The 16,059-nt window shown below is 32.6% G+C and carries 13 protein-coding genes; 4 read left to right on the top strand and 9 right to left on the bottom strand.

The features are described from left to right. Positions 1-51: 51 nt before the first annotated feature. The gene (locus tag Q0050_RS04480) at positions 52-768 is read right to left on the bottom strand and encodes a pirin family protein (protein ID WP_298392811.1); all 717 of its coding nucleotides are present in this window, start codon (positions 766-768) and stop codon (positions 52-54) included. A gap of 414 nt (positions 769-1,182) precedes the next feature. Then, a complete protein-coding gene (locus Q0050_RS04475; RefSeq protein WP_298392810.1) occupies positions 1,183-2,397 on the bottom strand; it encodes a helix-turn-helix transcriptional regulator in 1,215 nt (404 codons plus the stop codon). 197 nt (positions 2,398-2,594) lie between these two features. Between Q0050_RS04475 and Q0050_RS04470 the strand changes: the two genes are divergently transcribed. Both Q0050_RS04470 and Q0050_RS04465 read left to right on the top strand, forming a co-directional pair. Beyond that, entirely contained in the window at positions 2,595-2,762 is a 168-nt protein-coding gene (locus Q0050_RS04470; protein ID WP_298392809.1) for a hypothetical protein, read from the top strand. A 303-nt stretch (positions 2,763-3,065) separates the two neighbouring features. Then, entirely contained in the window at positions 3,066-3,932 is an 867-nt protein-coding gene (locus Q0050_RS04465; protein WP_298392808.1) for a T9SS type A sorting domain-containing protein, read from the top strand. Positions 3,933-4,665: 733 nt separating this feature from the next. Here the strand turns inward: Q0050_RS04465 and Q0050_RS04460 are convergent. From Q0050_RS04460 to Q0050_RS04450, 3 genes are all read right to left on the bottom strand, one after another. After that, on the bottom strand, positions 4,666-5,241 hold the full coding sequence (locus Q0050_RS04460) for a Crp/Fnr family transcriptional regulator (protein ID WP_298392807.1): 576 nt from the start codon (positions 5,239-5,241) through the stop codon (positions 4,666-4,668). Between the two features lie 124 nt (positions 5,242-5,365). Then, positions 5,366-5,989 carry a response regulator transcription factor gene (locus tag Q0050_RS04455; protein ID WP_298392806.1) on the bottom strand — a complete coding sequence of 208 codons (624 nt, stop codon included), beginning with the start codon at positions 5,987-5,989 and terminating at the stop codon, positions 5,366-5,368. A 1-nt stretch (position 5,990) separates the two neighbouring features. Further along, positions 5,991-7,982, bottom strand: coding sequence for a sensor histidine kinase (locus tag Q0050_RS04450; protein ID WP_298392805.1), 1,992 nt, complete (start codon positions 7,980-7,982; stop codon positions 5,991-5,993). 144 nt (positions 7,983-8,126) lie between these two features. Between Q0050_RS04450 and Q0050_RS04445 the strand changes: the two genes are divergently transcribed. Continuing rightward, complete coding sequence (locus tag Q0050_RS04445; RefSeq protein ID WP_298392804.1) at positions 8,127-8,684, top strand: sugar O-acetyltransferase; 558 nt, start codon at positions 8,127-8,129, stop codon at positions 8,682-8,684. Between the two features lie 67 nt (positions 8,685-8,751). Here Q0050_RS04445 and Q0050_RS04440 read toward each other — a convergent pair whose 3' ends face one another. Both Q0050_RS04440 and Q0050_RS04435 read right to left on the bottom strand, forming a co-directional pair. Further along, positions 8,752-9,942 (bottom strand): pyridoxal phosphate-dependent aminotransferase, encoded by a 1,191-nt coding sequence (locus Q0050_RS04440; protein ID WP_298392803.1) that lies wholly within the window; start codon positions 9,940-9,942, stop codon positions 8,752-8,754. Positions 9,943-10,019: 77 nt separating this feature from the next. Next, positions 10,020-11,117, bottom strand: coding sequence for an acyl-CoA desaturase (locus tag Q0050_RS04435; RefSeq protein WP_298392802.1), 1,098 nt, complete (start codon positions 11,115-11,117; stop codon positions 10,020-10,022). 108 nt (positions 11,118-11,225) lie between these two features. On the opposite strand from Q0050_RS04435, the gene rsmG reads away from it, so the two are divergent. Continuing rightward, positions 11,226-11,846, top strand: a complete 621-nt coding sequence (gene rsmG, locus Q0050_RS04430) for a 16S rRNA (guanine(527)-N(7))-methyltransferase RsmG (protein WP_298392801.1) — start codon at positions 11,226-11,228, stop codon at positions 11,844-11,846. A gap of 31 nt (positions 11,847-11,877) precedes the next feature. Here the strand turns inward: rsmG and Q0050_RS04425 are convergent, their stop codons facing one another. Continuing rightward, positions 11,878-14,163, bottom strand: a complete 2,286-nt coding sequence (locus tag Q0050_RS04425; RefSeq protein WP_298392800.1) for a T9SS type A sorting domain-containing protein — start codon at positions 14,161-14,163, stop codon at positions 11,878-11,880. Positions 14,164-14,268: 105 nt separating this feature from the next. Next, positions 14,269-15,897, bottom strand: coding sequence for an L-glutamate gamma-semialdehyde dehydrogenase (pruA, locus tag Q0050_RS04420; RefSeq protein WP_298392799.1), 1,629 nt, complete (start codon positions 15,895-15,897; stop codon positions 14,269-14,271). Positions 15,898-16,059 lie beyond the last annotated feature (162 nt).

Below are 16,059 nucleotides of genomic sequence, written 5' to 3'. Positions count from 1 at the left end.
GACCACTAATCACTGACCACTAATCACTGACCACTAATCACTGACCACTAACTACTGTTCCATCGGAATTTCCATCACTAAAAACTTGGCGTTAGTATTGGCTTTAATTTCAATTTCATTAGTGTCCCAAACACCAAGTGCATCTCTTTTTGCTAATTTTTCACCATTTACTTCAATTTCACCATCAATAGTCATAATGTAAAAGCCATTGCCTTCTTTTTTAAGAGAAAGTTTTTTGGCAAAATCTTGGTCAAAATCACTCAAATAAAACCACGCATCTTGATGAATCCAAACACCTGCATCGTCTGCATTAGGAGATAAAATTTGTGCAAAATCATTTTTTTGTAGCGATTGGTCCAACGTAATTTGTTGGTAACGCGGTTCCACATTCCTGTATTTCGGAAACAACCAAATTTGAAACAATTTAGTTTGTTGGTCCGCATTCGGATTAAATTCGCTATGACGAATTCCTGTGCCTGCGCTCATCACTTGAACATCGCCTGTCTTTATAGTTTCAGCATTACCCATACTGTCTTTATGAGCCAAATCACCTTCAAGTGGAATAGTAATGATTTCCATATTATCGTGGCCGTGTTCTCCAAAACCCATTCCGGCAGCAACAGTATCGTCGTTTAAAACGCGCAACATTCCAAACTGAACGCGATCAGGATTATACCAACTTGCAAAACTAAAACTATGATAAGCATTCAACCAACCGTGATTAGCGTGACCTCTCGAATCTGCTGTATGTAAAACTGTATTTTTCATAATGTATAAATGTATTAATTTTTATAATACAAAGTTACAGTGATACAATTTGAAACACACTTAATGTAGGTTAAGAAATAATGCATCGAATAAATAAGGAAGCACTAAACTAGCAAAAAAAGGAAGTAGCACCAATTCCGTTGCCTGAGGCTCTCGAAGGCATCGGAATTAGGTACTCGAATTCATCGGAATGCCCAATTTGTCATTCTGAGGCACGAAGAATCCCAATAGAATCTCACGTTTCATTTTGTGTAATTAGCGAGTGCGATTCCTCCTTTGTCGGAATAACAAAATGCACGTAATTACAAATAACACGTTTTTTGTCATTCTGAGGCACGAAGAATCCCACTAGAATCTCACTTTTGCTTTTCTTTTTGTAATTATCGTTCGCAATTATCCTTTATCTAAAAGGTATTATTTAGTCAATTCCGAGCGGTGATCTATGTTTAAAATTTCATAGATAATCTTTAGATGATATTTTACGGTATTTTCAGAGATGAATAAAAGAGCAGCAATTTCCTTGTTAGATTTTCCTTCTTTAATAAATTGGATAATTTCTAGCTGCCTTTCGGTTAAATCAAATTTAGAAAAATCAAATGTTGAATTTCCTTGTTCATCGATTTGTTTTGTTAATCTTTCGATTTCATCGTGAATTCGTTTGTTTTCAGCTTGTAATAATGCTCGACGCTCTTTTCCAATGAAGTACAATCTTACTGAAATTATTAAAAGTAAAACTAGAATTGATATCAAAATTATTAGAAAAATGTCAAGATATAAGCGGTTTTTTTCCTCAAGTTTTTGTTTGTTATTTTCAATTTTCTTTTCTAGAACAGCTATTTTTCCGTTGTGATTACTTGCGTTATATAAAAAAGCTATTGAATCATATTTTTTCTGAATTTCAAAAGCATTTTTGTAATCGTTGTTTTTTTGAAGTACATTTCGGAGTACTTCATACAAATACATTTCATATTTAATTATTTTGTACTCTTTAGCTATTTTAATTCCAATTCTAAAGGCTTCATCTCTTTTATCAAAGCGATTCATTGCATTATACAATTCTATTTTTTTACCATACATGTTGGGTAAGTTTCTTCTAACATTAGAATTGTTTTGAGCAACAGCAATGGACAGATTTAATTTATTTTCTGCGGTCTTGAAGTCTTTGTTTAAAAATGCAAGATATCCTTCTTGCATTATAATAAATGACTTGTCTTCATCATCCAATTTTGCATAATTTGATTTCTCTAAGTCTTTCATCAATAGACTTGCCTTATCGTAGAAATGTTGGTCAAAATAACAAAAGGCTTTTTGCGCTTTAATTGTATTTGTTACGAGTTGTTTTTGGTCACTTTTTATTCCTTCAGAAAATGCTAAATCAAGATTTTCTATAGTGGATTCATAATTAAAAAGTCGCTTGTAGGTATGAGCTTTATATAAGTAGGCAGTATATTTTTCAAATGCCGTAGTGCGATCATTCGATATAAAATCGCACAAAAGTTGGATGGACTGATCATATTGCAAAGCGTCATTATTTTTTGTGACTTGCTGTTTAAGTTGTTTTAGTGAAACAACTTGAGCACGAGAAATCACACAAAACAAAACAAAAAAACAAAACAACTTTATTTTCATAGACATTTAACTTTCCGCAAATATAGGAATTGTACAATTTTTAAAAAATTAAAATAAAAAACGTTAATTATATTAAAATCAATTAATTATGATTTTCACTACCCGTTGGGTAGTCACAAAACTACCCGTCAACTACCCGTCATTTGTTAGGTGTTTAGGTTTTCTTAAAGCAACTTTGCAAAATAAAATACTTCACTGTGGAACTGCTAGAAATAATAAGAAATATTTTGAAATTCTTTTTCTTAAAAAAAGATGAAGCAATTCGTGCTTGTATAAAAAGAAATATCACCCTTACTGATAAAAATATTAAAGAAGTAAGAGGGTTAATCGAGTTAGAAAAAAAAGTTGCCTCATCCTTAAAATAATTTAGAGTATCAACTATGAAGAATTGGATTTTTACCATATCGATAAATACGCTCCAAGCAATGACACTTGATTATGAGGCATGTTTTTTAATATGTCTTAAAAATGGGGTTGCTCCAACATCTAATAATATCATTAAGATAATGAAAGATAATAACAGAATATAAAAATCATTATTAATAAAAATGACATTTAACTGCTGTTAATGCGTTTCTGCTTTGCAGAAAACAGTGTACAGAGCTGAAGCAATAACTAACATTACGAATTACATAACAAATAATAATAAATCTTTAAAAACAAACAAAATGAAAAAAGTACTACTTATTACTTTATTAACTTTTTCTTTAATTACTAATGCACAAAATCGTATTGCCGCTTGGTCATCATTTAATCCATCGACAGAAACGTATCCTAAAGCAGCCAATAGTATCAACGGAAATGTAACAGCAGCAAATCTTAATTTTTCTAATTGTGTTTTACAAGACGATTCAAGAACAGTAATTACACCAAATGTTGAGGCGAATTTTAACGTACTTTCTTCTCCGTATATTGAATTTAATCTAACATTAAATGGGGTTGTTGATTTTGATAGGTTTGTTTTAGCAGGTTTTGCAGTGCCGTTTCCTGTACCAAATACTATTGTCAGTTTACGTTGGAGTGTAGATAATTATAGTTCTAATTTAGGTAATTTTACTAGAAATACAAGTGGTTATGCACTTACCTCAGTTGATTTAAATAATTTAAGCTCGTTTGGTCCTGGCAATATCTCTTTTAGAATCTATTTTTATGGTGCGTCTAGTTCATCAGCCGATTATTTTTTTGTTAGCGGCACTAATTATACAACACCAGATGGCACACCAAGTAATTACAATAGTCCTTCAAATTCTTCTGCTTTTCAAATATTCGGCAATGCAGTATTATCATCAACAACTTTTGAGGACAATACGAAAATTAAAATTTATCCAAATCCATCAAATGGAATTTATACAATTGAATCAGATACAAATACAAGAATAGAGGTTTACGACTTAATTGGAAAACAAATTCAAACGCAAGTTTGTACTGTTGGTTCTTTTACTTTAAACTTAAGCGATTTTAATTCTGGTATTTATTTAGCTAAAGTGACCAATGAAAATAATCAAACTAAAACTATAAAATTAGTAAAAGAATAATAATGAAAATTGTAACTAAATACCGTTTAGAGTTGGTGCTGTTTATAACTTACGCTATTCTATTATTTAGCATTATATTTTTTATTTTTTAAATTTGAAAGATAGGAGTACTACTTTTAAGCCTTAGAAACAATAAAAAGTTGCGCAATTGTCTTTTGATTTTTGCGCATTTTTTTTAAGTTGAGCACTTAATTTTTTGTAATAATTCAAGAGTTATGTCTTTCACTATCAATCTACTTTTGATGTTTTAATGTAATTACCAACTGCACTTCTTTTCTCAACAGGAAAATAATCAGTGCGTTTTTTTGTCATTCTGAGGCACGAAGAATCCCACTAGAAACTCATGTTTCCTTTTCTTTGTGTGATTAGCGAGTGCGATTCCTCCTTTGTCGGAATGACAAATAGTGCGTTTTTTTGTTATTCTGAGGCACGAAGAATCCTTCCAGAAACTCAAGTCTGATGCTTCTTCACAAAGTATTCTAGTGCGATTCCTCCTTTGTCGGAATGACAAATAGTGCGTTTTTTTGTCATTCTGAGGCACGAAGAATCTCACCAGAAACTCACATTTGCTTTACTTTGTATGATTAACGAGTGCGATTCCTCCTTTGTCGGATTGACAAGTAGTGCGTTTTTTGTGAGTGTTATAGATGATTCATTCTGCTTGGGAATCACAAGAAAACCTCAAAGTCATTTTTTTATTTTAATACATAGTACATAATGAAAGAAAATATTCTTATTTTCTCAACATCTTGCTTTTCATCTTACTAAAAAACTCAGGAGTGACGCCAATATAAGAGGCAATTTGCTTTTGAGGCACTTTTTGAATTAAAGTCGGATATTTAGCGCAGAATTTTTCAAAGCGCTCTTCTGCCGACAAGCTCAAATTGTCCATTAAGCGCTCTTGATGTGATACTAAAGAATTTTCGGCAAGAATTCTAAAAAAGCGTTCTAATTTGGGAATCTCCTTATACAATTCTTGATGGTGCTTTTTTGTTATAAAAACTACTTCAGCATCTTCTAAAACTTCTATAAACAGGTTACCTGGTTTTCCTGAAATATAACTATACATATCGCCAATCCACCATCCATCGCATGCAAAATGCAATACGTGTTCAATAATGTTATCATTGATATTAAAACTTCTCAAGATGCCCGAATTTACAAAGTAAGTGCAAGTAGCAATTTCACCCGAACTCAACAAAACAGTTTTAGATTTAAAGCTCTTCGTTTCAATTTTTGATAGAAATAAAGTTATTTCTTCAGGTGTTAAAGCAACGTGTTTGGAGATGTTTTGGATGATTGGTTTCATAATCGTACCATTTACTATAATTGACAGTTTTAAATAGTGCCGATTTTTTTATTTGCAGTGATGCATAATTAACGGGCAATTTCTTTTATCCAAAAATACAACTTTTATCTATAGATTATAAACTCTATTTTATGTTCAAGTTTTGCAAAGCCCAAATAAGCAAGATGTTTTTTTCTTTAGGAAGTCCGAGTTTTGCTATGATGTTGGTTCGATGACCTTCAACTGTGCGGTCCGACAGAAATAACAATTCAGCTATTTGCTTACTAGTTTTTTGTTGCGCAATGAGTTCAATTACTTTTCTTTCAGTAAGCGATAAAGAACTTAAAGAATTGTTTTCTTTTGATGCATCTAGAATTAAATCTTCATTCAAATGTGCGCTGGTGTAGCATTTTCCTTTTATTACTTCGGCCAAGCACTTTTCCAATTCAGTGTGAGCATATTCCTTTAAGATATAACCATAAATAGCATACTCAGTAGCTTTTTTATAAATGGTCATTTCTTTGTGCATCGTTAATAAAATTACTTTGGTCTTTAACCTACTTTCTTGTACTTTTTTGGCAACATCTAATCCATCTAATCCTGGCATATTGACGTCTAATATGGCAATATCTGGATGATGCATTGTTATAGAATTAAAAGCCGAAATTCCGTTAGAACACGTATCAATAACTTTATAACCATAAGATTCTACAAAACTTTTAGTACCTTGTAAAGTAAAAGGATGATCGTCAGCAATTAGAATTTTCATATTATTTTTTTATTTCAACCGTTACAACGGTTCCGTTTTTATCTGAAATTATTTTGGCTTCACCACCAATAGCTCGGCTTCGTTCGATAATATTGTGCAATCCAAAAGCATTTTTACCATTTAGCGTTTCGGTAACATCAAATCCTTTTCCGTTGTCTTTTATTTCAATAAAAACACTATCGGTTTTATCAAGAATAGTGATTTTGGCTGCGATAGCATTAGCATATTTTATAATATTAGACAATGATTCTTGTATAATTCTATAGACTTGTAATTCGTTAGGAGTTGTTAAAGAATTATGATAATCTATTTCTGCTGAAACCATAAAATCGTTTACAGATTGGGTACGTTCCACCAGTTGTTCAATGCTAGATTGTAAACCAATTTTGTCAAACATAATGGGATGTAAATTTCGACTAATAATTCGAATATCGTTTATTATGGCATCAATTTTCGTATTAGTGATTTCATTTTTCTCTTGAAACAAGTTTTTCAAACTCAATAATTCGTGGCTTACGCTGTCGTGCAAATCACTAGCGATGCGCTTGCGCTCTTCTTCCGTTTTGTCAAGTAATTGTTTGGTATATTCTTGTGCGTTTTGTTTTTCTAGTTTAAGTTTCTTTTGTTTTTGTTTGGCGCTATATACTGCCAAAGTCAACAACAACCCTATAAACAAAGAAGCTAATAATGCGATTGTGGTGTTTTTGTTTACAATTGTTTTCTCTTGTAAAGCAATTTGTTGTTCTTTTTTCTGGGTTTGATAAATAGCTTCTAATTCGGCTATTTTTCCTCTAGTGGCAATGTTTCCGATACTATCTGCTATAACTTTTTTGTCTTTTTCAATAGTAAAAGCATTTTTATAGTCATTATTTTCAAGAGCACTTTTTTGTAAAACGCCATAAAACATGTTCACTTTTTCATACTGCTGATTAGTAATTAAAGTCGGTAAAGCCTTCTTTATATCCTCAAAATTAGAATAGTTTGGATTTTTCTTAATTTGATATAAGGCATCGGTTACTTTATACTCTTGAGTAAAATCATCGGAATCAACTTTCTCAACTAAAGCTTTGAAGGCATCTAAGGTTTTCTTTGCCTCGTCTAATTTGTTTTCGTTAAGTAAATTTTCGACTTTAAAACCATAAAATTTGATTTTTAAAACATCATTATTGTCATTGGTCTTAAAATAAGCTTGGTAAGTGGAGTCAACTAATGCTGCTTTTCTAGAATCACCTAAAAAATCATAAATAGAAATTTTATTAATTAGTCCAATATAAACATTATAGGTATTGCCAATACTTTTATACGCTTGTATCGCTTTATCTGCATTGTGAATAGCTCTTTTTTTATCGCCAATCGCAGTATAAATGTTGGCATAATTAGAATATACAAATGCTAACCCTTTAGGATTATCAATTTTACTGAAATAGTCAAACGACTTTTGGTTAGCTTCTAAACTGAGATTTTGCTTTCCTTTTATATAATACAGATAGGACAAGTCATAATAAGCTCTGGCAACATTATAACAGCTGGCATAGTCATTAGGTTCTAACGCAGTGACTTTTTTAAAATATTCTTCAACTTTTATTAAATCGTATTTATCAAAATAGTAGTTAGCCAAATAAGCATCGATAAATGTGGTTTTTAAGGCAGGAACTTCTTTTCTGTATTTTATATTGAATTCATTGACAGTGGCCATAAATTGGTCGTTAAAATCATAAGAATCAGCCAAGAAAACGCAAGCAATATCTAATACTTTAGTAGCTTCTAAGTAGTTTTTATCTTTTATTTTTTGGTTGTAATACTTATAGAATACCGGAAAATATTTATTGGTTTTTCTATAATTTTCGACCTTGTGAAGCCACGCCATTGTTGCATCTTCTTTTTCTATCTTTTTTTCAAAAAGGATAGTTTTGGTTTTCTCGTTCTTACAAGATCCAAAAAAAGTCAAACTTAATCCTAAAATAAAAATTATCGTTATTTTCTTAATAAACATAATTAGTTGGTATTTTGAACAAAAGTATCTATTTCAAACTAATAACAAAATTTTCAGTAAAATTCACGTAGAAACCCTTAGAGAGAAGTGATTCTAAATTGATAAGAAATACTATATTTGAATGGCCAATAATTACCCATTGAAATGAAAACCGAAAAAGAGAAAATGCTCGCAGGTGAAAGCTATTATGCTAACGATAAAGTTCTAGTTGCTGAACGACTTCGCGCAAAGAAATTTTTGCACAGATTGAATGTTACTGAGTATGTAATGAATGGTAATGCAAGGAATATTCTAAGAGAATTAATGCCTAACGCTCATAAGCGATTATACATCGAACCGCCATTTCATTGTGACTATGGCTACAATATTCATTCGGGAGAAAATGTATATTTCAATGTCAATTGTGTAGTTCTAGATACAATGAAAATCGAAATTGGAAACAATGTTTTCTTTGGACCCAATGTTCATATTTATACAGCTACGCATCCGCTTGACGCTATCGAAAGAAGAACCGTTGAGTTTTCAAAACCAGTTTCAATTGGTAATGATTGTTGGATAGGAGGAAACTCAGTAATTTGTCCAGGTGTAAAAATTGGAGATGGATGTACAATTGGCGCAGGATCGGTAGTCACAAAAGATATTCCTGAGAATTCACTAGCCGTTGGAAATCCTGCAAAAGTGATTAGAAAATTAAACCAATAAAAAAACCTCAAAGTTTGAATTTTGAGGTTTGATATAAATGGGAATTTAGAATTTATGTATTGGAAGTTTAAACCACTGCTTCTTTAATTCGTTTCATAGCTTCCGTTAACAAGGCTTCACTCGTAGCATAAGAAAAACGGATGCAATTAGCATTTCCAAAAGCATCTCCAGTAACAGTTGCTACATTAGCTTCTGCTAACAAATACATAGAGAAATCATCTGCATTGTTGATTAATTTTCCTCGTAAAGTTTTGCCAAAATAATAAGAAACATCAGGAAAAACATAAAAAGCGCCTTCCGGAACATTGAGCTTGAAACCAGGAATGTCTTTTACTAAACCAACTACCAAATCTCTACGATTTTTAAAGGCAGTAACCATCTCGTTCAACACACTTGGATCAGCATCAACTGCGGTAATCGTAGCTCTTTGTGCAATAGAATTTGCTCCAGAGGTAACTTGTCCTTGCATTTTAGTACAAGCTTTAGCAATGGTTTCAGAAGCACCAATATACCCAATTCTCCATCCTGTCATTGCGAAAGCTTTGGCAACACCATTTACGGTAATGGTTCTGTCAAACATTCCATCAATAGTAGCTATACTACAAAAAGTACCCGAGAAATTAATGTGTTCGTAGATTTCATCAGCAACTACATAAATCTCGTTTTCTTGATTTAAAATGACTTTTGATAAAGCCGCCAACTCTTCACGACTATAAACAGAACCACTTGGATTACAAGGAGAACTGTACCAAATCATTTTGGTTTTTGGAGTAATTGCTTTTTCTAATTGTTCAGGTGTAATTTTGAAATCACTTTCAACCGAAGTCGGAACTTCAACTGGAATTCCACCAGCTATTTTTATAATTTCAAAGTAAGAAACCCAATAAGGTGCCGGAAGAATTACTTCGTCACCAGGATTAATCATACATTGAGCAATGTTGTATAAAGATTGTTTAGCTCCAGTCGAAACTACAATATTGGAAGGTTTATAATCTAGATTATTATCACGTTTGAATTTTCGGCAAATGGCTTCTTTCAACTCCATATAACCATCAACAGGCGAATAGGTAGAGTAATTTTCATCAATTGCTTTCTTGGCAGCTTCTTTAATGAAATCAGGTGTATTAAAATCGGGTTCTCCCAAACTTAAACTAATGATGTCTTTTCCTTGTGCTTTTAATTCTCTCGCTAAGGCTGCCATAGCAAGCGTTTGTGAAGTAGATAATTGATTAATTCTGTCTGATAATGGGTTTTTCATAATGGTGTTGTGTGTGCTGTAAATTATTGTAAATAAAAAAAGACGTACAAAAATACGCCTTTAGAATTAAATTTTTATTAAGACAGAACAGGTTTTTGTCCTAAATCCTTCAAATGTTTGAAATGCGCAATAACAGCACTTCTCATAGTCTTAAATTCGTGGTATGGTAGGTTGCATTCTTGAGCAGTTTCTTTTACAATTTCTGCAATTTTACCATAATGAATGTGACTGATATGTGGGAAAATATGATGCTCAATTTGGTGGTTTAATCCGCCAGTAAACCAATTTACTATTTTGTTTTTAGGAGCAAAGTTCGCAGTGGTATACAGTTGGTGTATCGCCCAAGTGTTTTCAATTTCTCCGGCCTCATTTGGTGCTGGATTGGTAGTTTCATCAACAACATGAGCCAATTGAAATACAACGCTCAAAATTAAACCAGCAGTGTAGTGCATTACAAAGAATCCAACTAATACTTGCCACCATACAATTCCTAAAATCATTGGTAAAGCTAACCATATAGAAAAATAAATGATTTTGGTTATAATTAAGGTTGTCCATAAAATCTTCGGACTTTTAGCTTCACCATAAGATAATTTTCTGCCAAGATAAGCTCTCATTTGCTTAAAATCGGTAGTAAGTGACCAGTTAAAAGTCAATAAACCATAAAGGAAAATAGAGTAGTAGTGCTGGAATTTATGAAAACTATGCCATTCAGCGTGTTTTGTAAAACGGATAACACGTCCGGCATCTAAGTCTTCATCGTGTCCGTGAATGTTGGTGTAAGTGTGGTGCAGAACGTTATGTTGTACTTGCCAGTTGTAAACATTTCCGGCAAGAATATAGATGCTTCCACCCATAAATTTGTTGATCCAAGATTTGTTAGAATACGAACCGTGATTACCGTCGTGCATTACATTCATTCCAATTCCTGCCATTCCAATTCCAATTACTACGGATAATAAAAGGAATACCCAAAAAGGCATATCGGTAAGTGTGATTATTAAAAAATAAGGTGTTAGAAAAACGGTAAAAAGTATAATTGTTTTTAAATGCAGTTTCCAGTTTCCTGTTTTTTCAATTTTATTCTCTTTAAAGTAAGCGTTAACTCTAGAGTTCAAAGTTCTAAAAAACTTCAAACTATCTTGTTTTGAGAATGTTGGCATTGTTGTATTCATAGAAATAATTAATTTTTACAAATATAAATATTATTAAGATTGCACAAGTGTTAATTAATTAAAAAAAAACATTTTCAAATTGTTTACTTTTGTAAAAAAAATAAATTTATGGAAGAGATTCTAAAGCAATTTCCAAATCTTACCGATAATCAGAAACAACAATTTGAACTGTTGCAAAATTTATATGAAGATTGGAATGCTAAAATCAATGTCATTTCAAGAAAAGATATTGATGAATTGTATACACGCCACGTATTACATTCTTTAGGAATCGCTAAAATTTTAGAATTCAAATCGGGTTCCAAAATTATGGATGTTGGCACTGGTGGTGGTTTTCCAGCTATTCCTTTAGCAATTTTATTTCCAGAAGCTAATTTTTATGCTATTGATATTATCGCCAAAAAAATAAAAGTAGTTAATGAAGTTATCAAAGCATTAGGTTTAAAAAACATTAAAGCCGAACAAAAACGTGCCGAACTTGTAGAACACGATTTTGATTTCATCGTAAGTCGTGCCGTAACCAATATGCCTGATTTTGTGAGTTGGGTAAAAGGAAAAATGAAAACCAAATCGAAGCACGAATTAGAAAACGGAATATTATATTTAAAAGGTGGCGATTTATCTGAAGAGCTAAAAGATTTTCCGAAAGCGACAGAATATAATTTATCTGAATTTTTTTCCGATGAGTTTTTTGAAACTAAAAAAGTGGTGCATTTGCCATTGAAATAAAAAAAGTCTCCAATTTGGAGACTTTTCTATTTTATCCTTTAATTATTTTTTTAGTGATTTTGCCTTGTTCGTTTTCAATGGTAACCATATAAACGCCATTCGAAAGTGATAACGGAAGGTCAAGTGTGCCGTTTATATTTTGGTTTCTAATTTCAAAAACATTTTTTCCAAGTACATCTTTTACAATAATAGAAGCATTTTCTATAGTGTAGTTAGCGTTAATTTGTAAGCTATTTTGCATCGGATTTTGAATCCAAAGACTAGTCAGTGCTAAATTAGTATTTGTAGTTAATGTCGGATTTAGAATTTCATTTAATGCAAAGGTGATGTTTTGTGCATTCAAGGTAACGTGATTTTCGTTAACAGTAGGAATAGAAGCTGCTGCAAATGGTGTTACAGAATTACTAGTAATTGGAGCATATAAGTTATTCGTATTGGATATTGCCATAGAACTCCAAGCTGGTATAAAGCAAAAATAATCAACCAATAAATTATCAAAGAATTCTGTAAGTAAGGGATCAGATGTTCCTGCGCCAGCTTGAAAACCAGCCATATCAAATCTTCCTCCAGGTGCTGAATCTAAACCATCAGTAAATGCAGGTGATTTTGAATTGGCAGCACTTTCATAACCTGTAATCCAAAAAAACAGAAAATATTGTTGTCCTCTAAAACGGCTTACTTCATTGGTTTGATTTGCCGCTGGCGTAAATCTTAAATTGATAATTGCTCTTTGTGAAGAACTTACGTTAAACGTATAATTCATCGCTTCAAAATTGGGAGAATAATTCATCGTGCCATTACTTGCGCCATTCGAGATGGAAACATTGCGTGTTGTGGTAGGAAATCCCATCGTGTTTAACTCCGTTTGAAAGGCAGTTCTAAAATTTGGTGCGCCAGTTGGAAGTAGCGAATTGGAAGCTGTGTTAAATTCAAATGCACTTCCTGATTGCAGATGTCCTTCAAAATGATCGATTAGCATTTGTTTCGCCGCCGGACTTTTGATTAAACCATCAACAACGGGTTGTACAGCAGTACTTCCGAGTGGTCCATAAGCCATATAATTGAACAAATGTTGAAATCCAATAGGAACATTCGCTCCAAGATGAGGTGAGTCAAATGATATGTATAGCCTTGTTTGATGATTCAAATTGTTCAATTCCATATAACGTAAAGCATATCTAGAAATCAATCCGCCCATACTTGGACCAATCACAACATTTTGTTCATTACCCACTTTTTGTGCATTAATTTGATTTATCAATTCTACCAAAATCATTGCATTTCTTTGAATGTAATCTACGCCACCATCAACAACAGTTGTAGTTCCAGGTCGAGTGTAAATAGGAAAATTTAGGATGATAACATCAAATCCTTGAGCTCTTAAATCGGCTGCCAAATTTTGACCTGTTCCGTAGTTTAATGATTGATAAATTATGGAACTATTTCTTGAGTCACCTGGATCGAAACCGTCAATTAAAAAAATAGGTTTGTCTAGAATGCCGTTGGTTGTGTCTAAAAATAGTTCATATTCACCTTGACCAAAATAAGGTGCAGTTTCGCTGTAGCCTTGATAAGCAATTGTCGAAGTTATGGTAGAAACTACATTTGGCGCTAATGAAGTACTGCTTTTTTCTTGGAAATTTTCAATTGCATCCATATTGATTTCAAATGAGTTGCTAATTTGGCTACCGTCTTTAAATTCAATAACATAATCAACCAATTGTTTACCAGTTGATTTGAAGTTTATTTTGAAAGGAATTCCAAAATTAATTTTGGCATAATTTGAATCAGCATCTTTAAATTTTACAGCAACAATTTCTTTATTGGTAGAATTAAAAATAAAGTTTTCATCAAGGATAAAAGTATTGAAATTGGCTTTTTGCAATAAAGGCGAAAGCAAGGTTGTAGTGTGATTATCAAAAATTGTACTGGCGTTTTTAGTGCTGGTATATTGTTCGTTTTTTAAGTAAACGTCGCCGTTTTCTACTGCTGCTTTTTTTATAGTTTCGAATTCAGTTATGATAATTGATAACGGAATTTGCTTGGTAGCTTTGCCTAAATCAGCCTGATTTTTTATGGTTTCATATTTTGGAAAGCGCTGCAAAAAATCGGCTCTTTGAATTTCGTGATAAAATTGTTTAAAACGATCGGCTGTGATGGGTTTTGCAGTAATAGTGCTAGCTTTTGATAAATCATAAACTCTATCGTGTAAAATTTTTGTGGCACTACTAGTTTTTAAAAGGTCATAAGCTTTGTCTTGACTAAAGCCAAAGAGTGAACACAGAAAAATAAATAAAATAGTAATTTTTGAAGTCATAGTTTGTTGGTTTTTGAATTTCGAAGATACAAATTTTTAATAATCAGGCAAATAAAAAAAGCTCAAACATTTCTGATTGAGCTTTTTTACTAGATGTATTGATAATTATTCTCCCAAAAACGGATATCTGTAATCTTCTGGAGTTACAAAAGTTTCTTTTATAGTTCTTGGCGAAACCCAACGCAATAAGTTTTGCATCGAACCTGCTTTATCATTCGTTCCAGATGCTCTTGCACCACCAAAAGGCTGCATTCCAACAACTGCTCCAGTTGGTTTGTCGTTGATGTAGAAATTTCCGGCAGCGTTTTCCAAAGCTTTGGTCGCTTCTACAATTGCATATCTATCTTGACTGAAAATAGCTCCTGTTAAAGCATATTCTGAAGTTTCGTCTACTAATTTTAAAGTTTCGTGCCACTTAGCATCTTCATATACATAAATCGTAATCACTGGTCCGAAAAGTTCGGTTTCCATAGTAGCATATTTTGGATTTGTGGTAACGATAACCGTTGGTTCAATGAAATATCCTTTAGATTTATCATAATTTCCGCCAAGGATAATTTCTGCATCAGCATCTTTTTTAGCTTGGTCGATATAACTTGCTAATTTATCAAATGAACCTTCGTGAATAACAGCAGTAATGAAATTTGAAAAATCTTCTGGACTTCCCATTTTCATCGAATTTACATCAATAATCAATTGTTCTTTTACAGCTGCCCAAAGACTTTGAGGAATGTAAGCTCTTGATGCTGCCGAACATTTTTGACCTTGAAATTCAAAAGCGCCACGAGTAATTCCGGTGACAACTTGTTTTACATTAGCTGACGGATGTGCAACAATAAAATCTTTTCCTCCTGTTTCTCCAACTATTCTTGGATAAGTTTTGTAAGTGTGAATTTGATTTCCGATTTTTTTCCAAATTTCTTTGAAAATAAAAGTAGAACCTGTGTAGTGCACTCCAGCAAAATCTGGCGAAGCAAGAACCGTATCAGTAATCATAACTGGATCACCAAAAACCACATTGATAACGCCATCAGGAACACCTGCTTCTCTAAAAACATCAATAATAATTTTAGCAGAAAAAACTTGACTATCACTTGGTTTCCAAACTACCGTATTTCCCATTAAAGCGGCACTTGCAGGAAGATTTGCAGCAATGGCAGTAAAGTTGAAAGGTGTAATAGCGTATACAAAACCTTCTAATGGTCTGTATTCAACTTTATTCCAAATATCAGAAACTGATTTAGGTTGATCGTTATAAATTTGGGTCATGAATTCTACGTTGTAACGTAAAAAGTCAATTAATTCGCACGAAGCATCGATTTCAGCCTGAAAAATAGTTTTAGACTGAGCAATCATTGTAGCAGCATTTATTCTTGCGCGGTATGGACCAGCAATTAATTCAGCTGCTTTTAAAAAGATGGCAGCACGATGTTCCCAAGGCATTTGTGACCATTTTTTTCTAGCTTCTAAAGCTGATGCAATCGCATTTTCAACATGTGATTTTTCAGCTAAATGATAAGTACCAACAACGTGTTTATGATCGTGTGGCGCCGACATTGTGCGGGTGTTTCCAGTTTTTACTTGCTCTGAACCGATGTACATTGGAACATCGATTGTTTCGTTCCACATTTTCTTGTAAGCGGCTAAAACAGCAGCTTTTTCTGGAGAATTTGGAGCGTATGATTTTACAGGTTCATTAACCGCTTTTGGTACGTGAAAGAATCCTTTAGGCATATCTTATAATTTGAAAATTAGACAATTTGATACTTAGATAATTCAAATGATGCGAATTATTTAATTTGTAACAAAAGTACAAAGGAAAATTTAAATTTTTGTCAACAAATGTTACGAAACTTCAACAAAGAAATTTCGGATAGATTTTAGGAAATAAAATGA

This window comes from Flavobacterium sp., from assembly GCF_027483985.1.
GTDB lineage: Bacteria > Bacteroidota > Bacteroidia > Flavobacteriales > Flavobacteriaceae > Flavobacterium.
The sequence above is the reverse complement of the archived record's forward strand: the minus strand, read 5'-3'. Positions and strand labels throughout refer to the sequence as shown.

Bases quoted from the DNA above. Each gene is read 5' to 3' on its own strand.
- Q0050_RS04480 (WP_298392811.1), bottom strand. From the start codon at position 768: ATGAAAAATACAGTTTTACATACAGCAGATTCGAGAGGTCACGCTAAT.
- Q0050_RS04475 (WP_298392810.1), bottom strand. From the start codon at position 2,397: ATGAAAATAAAGTTGTTTTGTTTTTTTGTTTTGTTTTGTGTGATTTCT.
- Q0050_RS04465 (WP_298392808.1), top strand. From the start codon at position 3,066: ATGAAAAAAGTACTACTTATTACTTTATTAACTTTTTCTTTAATTACT.
- Q0050_RS04460 (WP_298392807.1), bottom strand. From the start codon at position 5,241: ATGAAACCAATCATCCAAAACATCTCCAAACACGTTGCTTTAACACCT.
- Q0050_RS04455 (WP_298392806.1), bottom strand. From the start codon at position 5,989: ATGAAAATTCTAATTGCTGACGATCATCCTTTTACTTTACAAGGTACT.
- Q0050_RS04450 (WP_298392805.1), bottom strand. From the start codon at position 7,982: ATGTTTATTAAGAAAATAACGATAATTTTTATTTTAGGATTAAGTTTG.
- Q0050_RS04445 (WP_298392804.1), top strand. From the start codon at position 8,127: ATGAAAACCGAAAAAGAGAAAATGCTCGCAGGTGAAAGCTATTATGCT.
- Q0050_RS04440 (WP_298392803.1), bottom strand. From the start codon at position 9,942: ATGAAAAACCCATTATCAGACAGAATTAATCAATTATCTACTTCACAA.
- Q0050_RS04435 (WP_298392802.1), bottom strand. From the start codon at position 11,117: ATGAATACAACAATGCCAACATTCTCAAAACAAGATAGTTTGAAGTTT.
- rsmG (WP_298392801.1), top strand. From the start codon at position 11,226: ATGGAAGAGATTCTAAAGCAATTTCCAAATCTTACCGATAATCAGAAA.
- Q0050_RS04425 (WP_298392800.1), bottom strand. From the start codon at position 14,163: ATGACTTCAAAAATTACTATTTTATTTATTTTTCTGTGTTCACTCTTT.
- pruA (WP_298392799.1), bottom strand. From the start codon at position 15,897: ATGCCTAAAGGATTCTTTCACGTACCAAAAGCGGTTAATGAACCTGTA.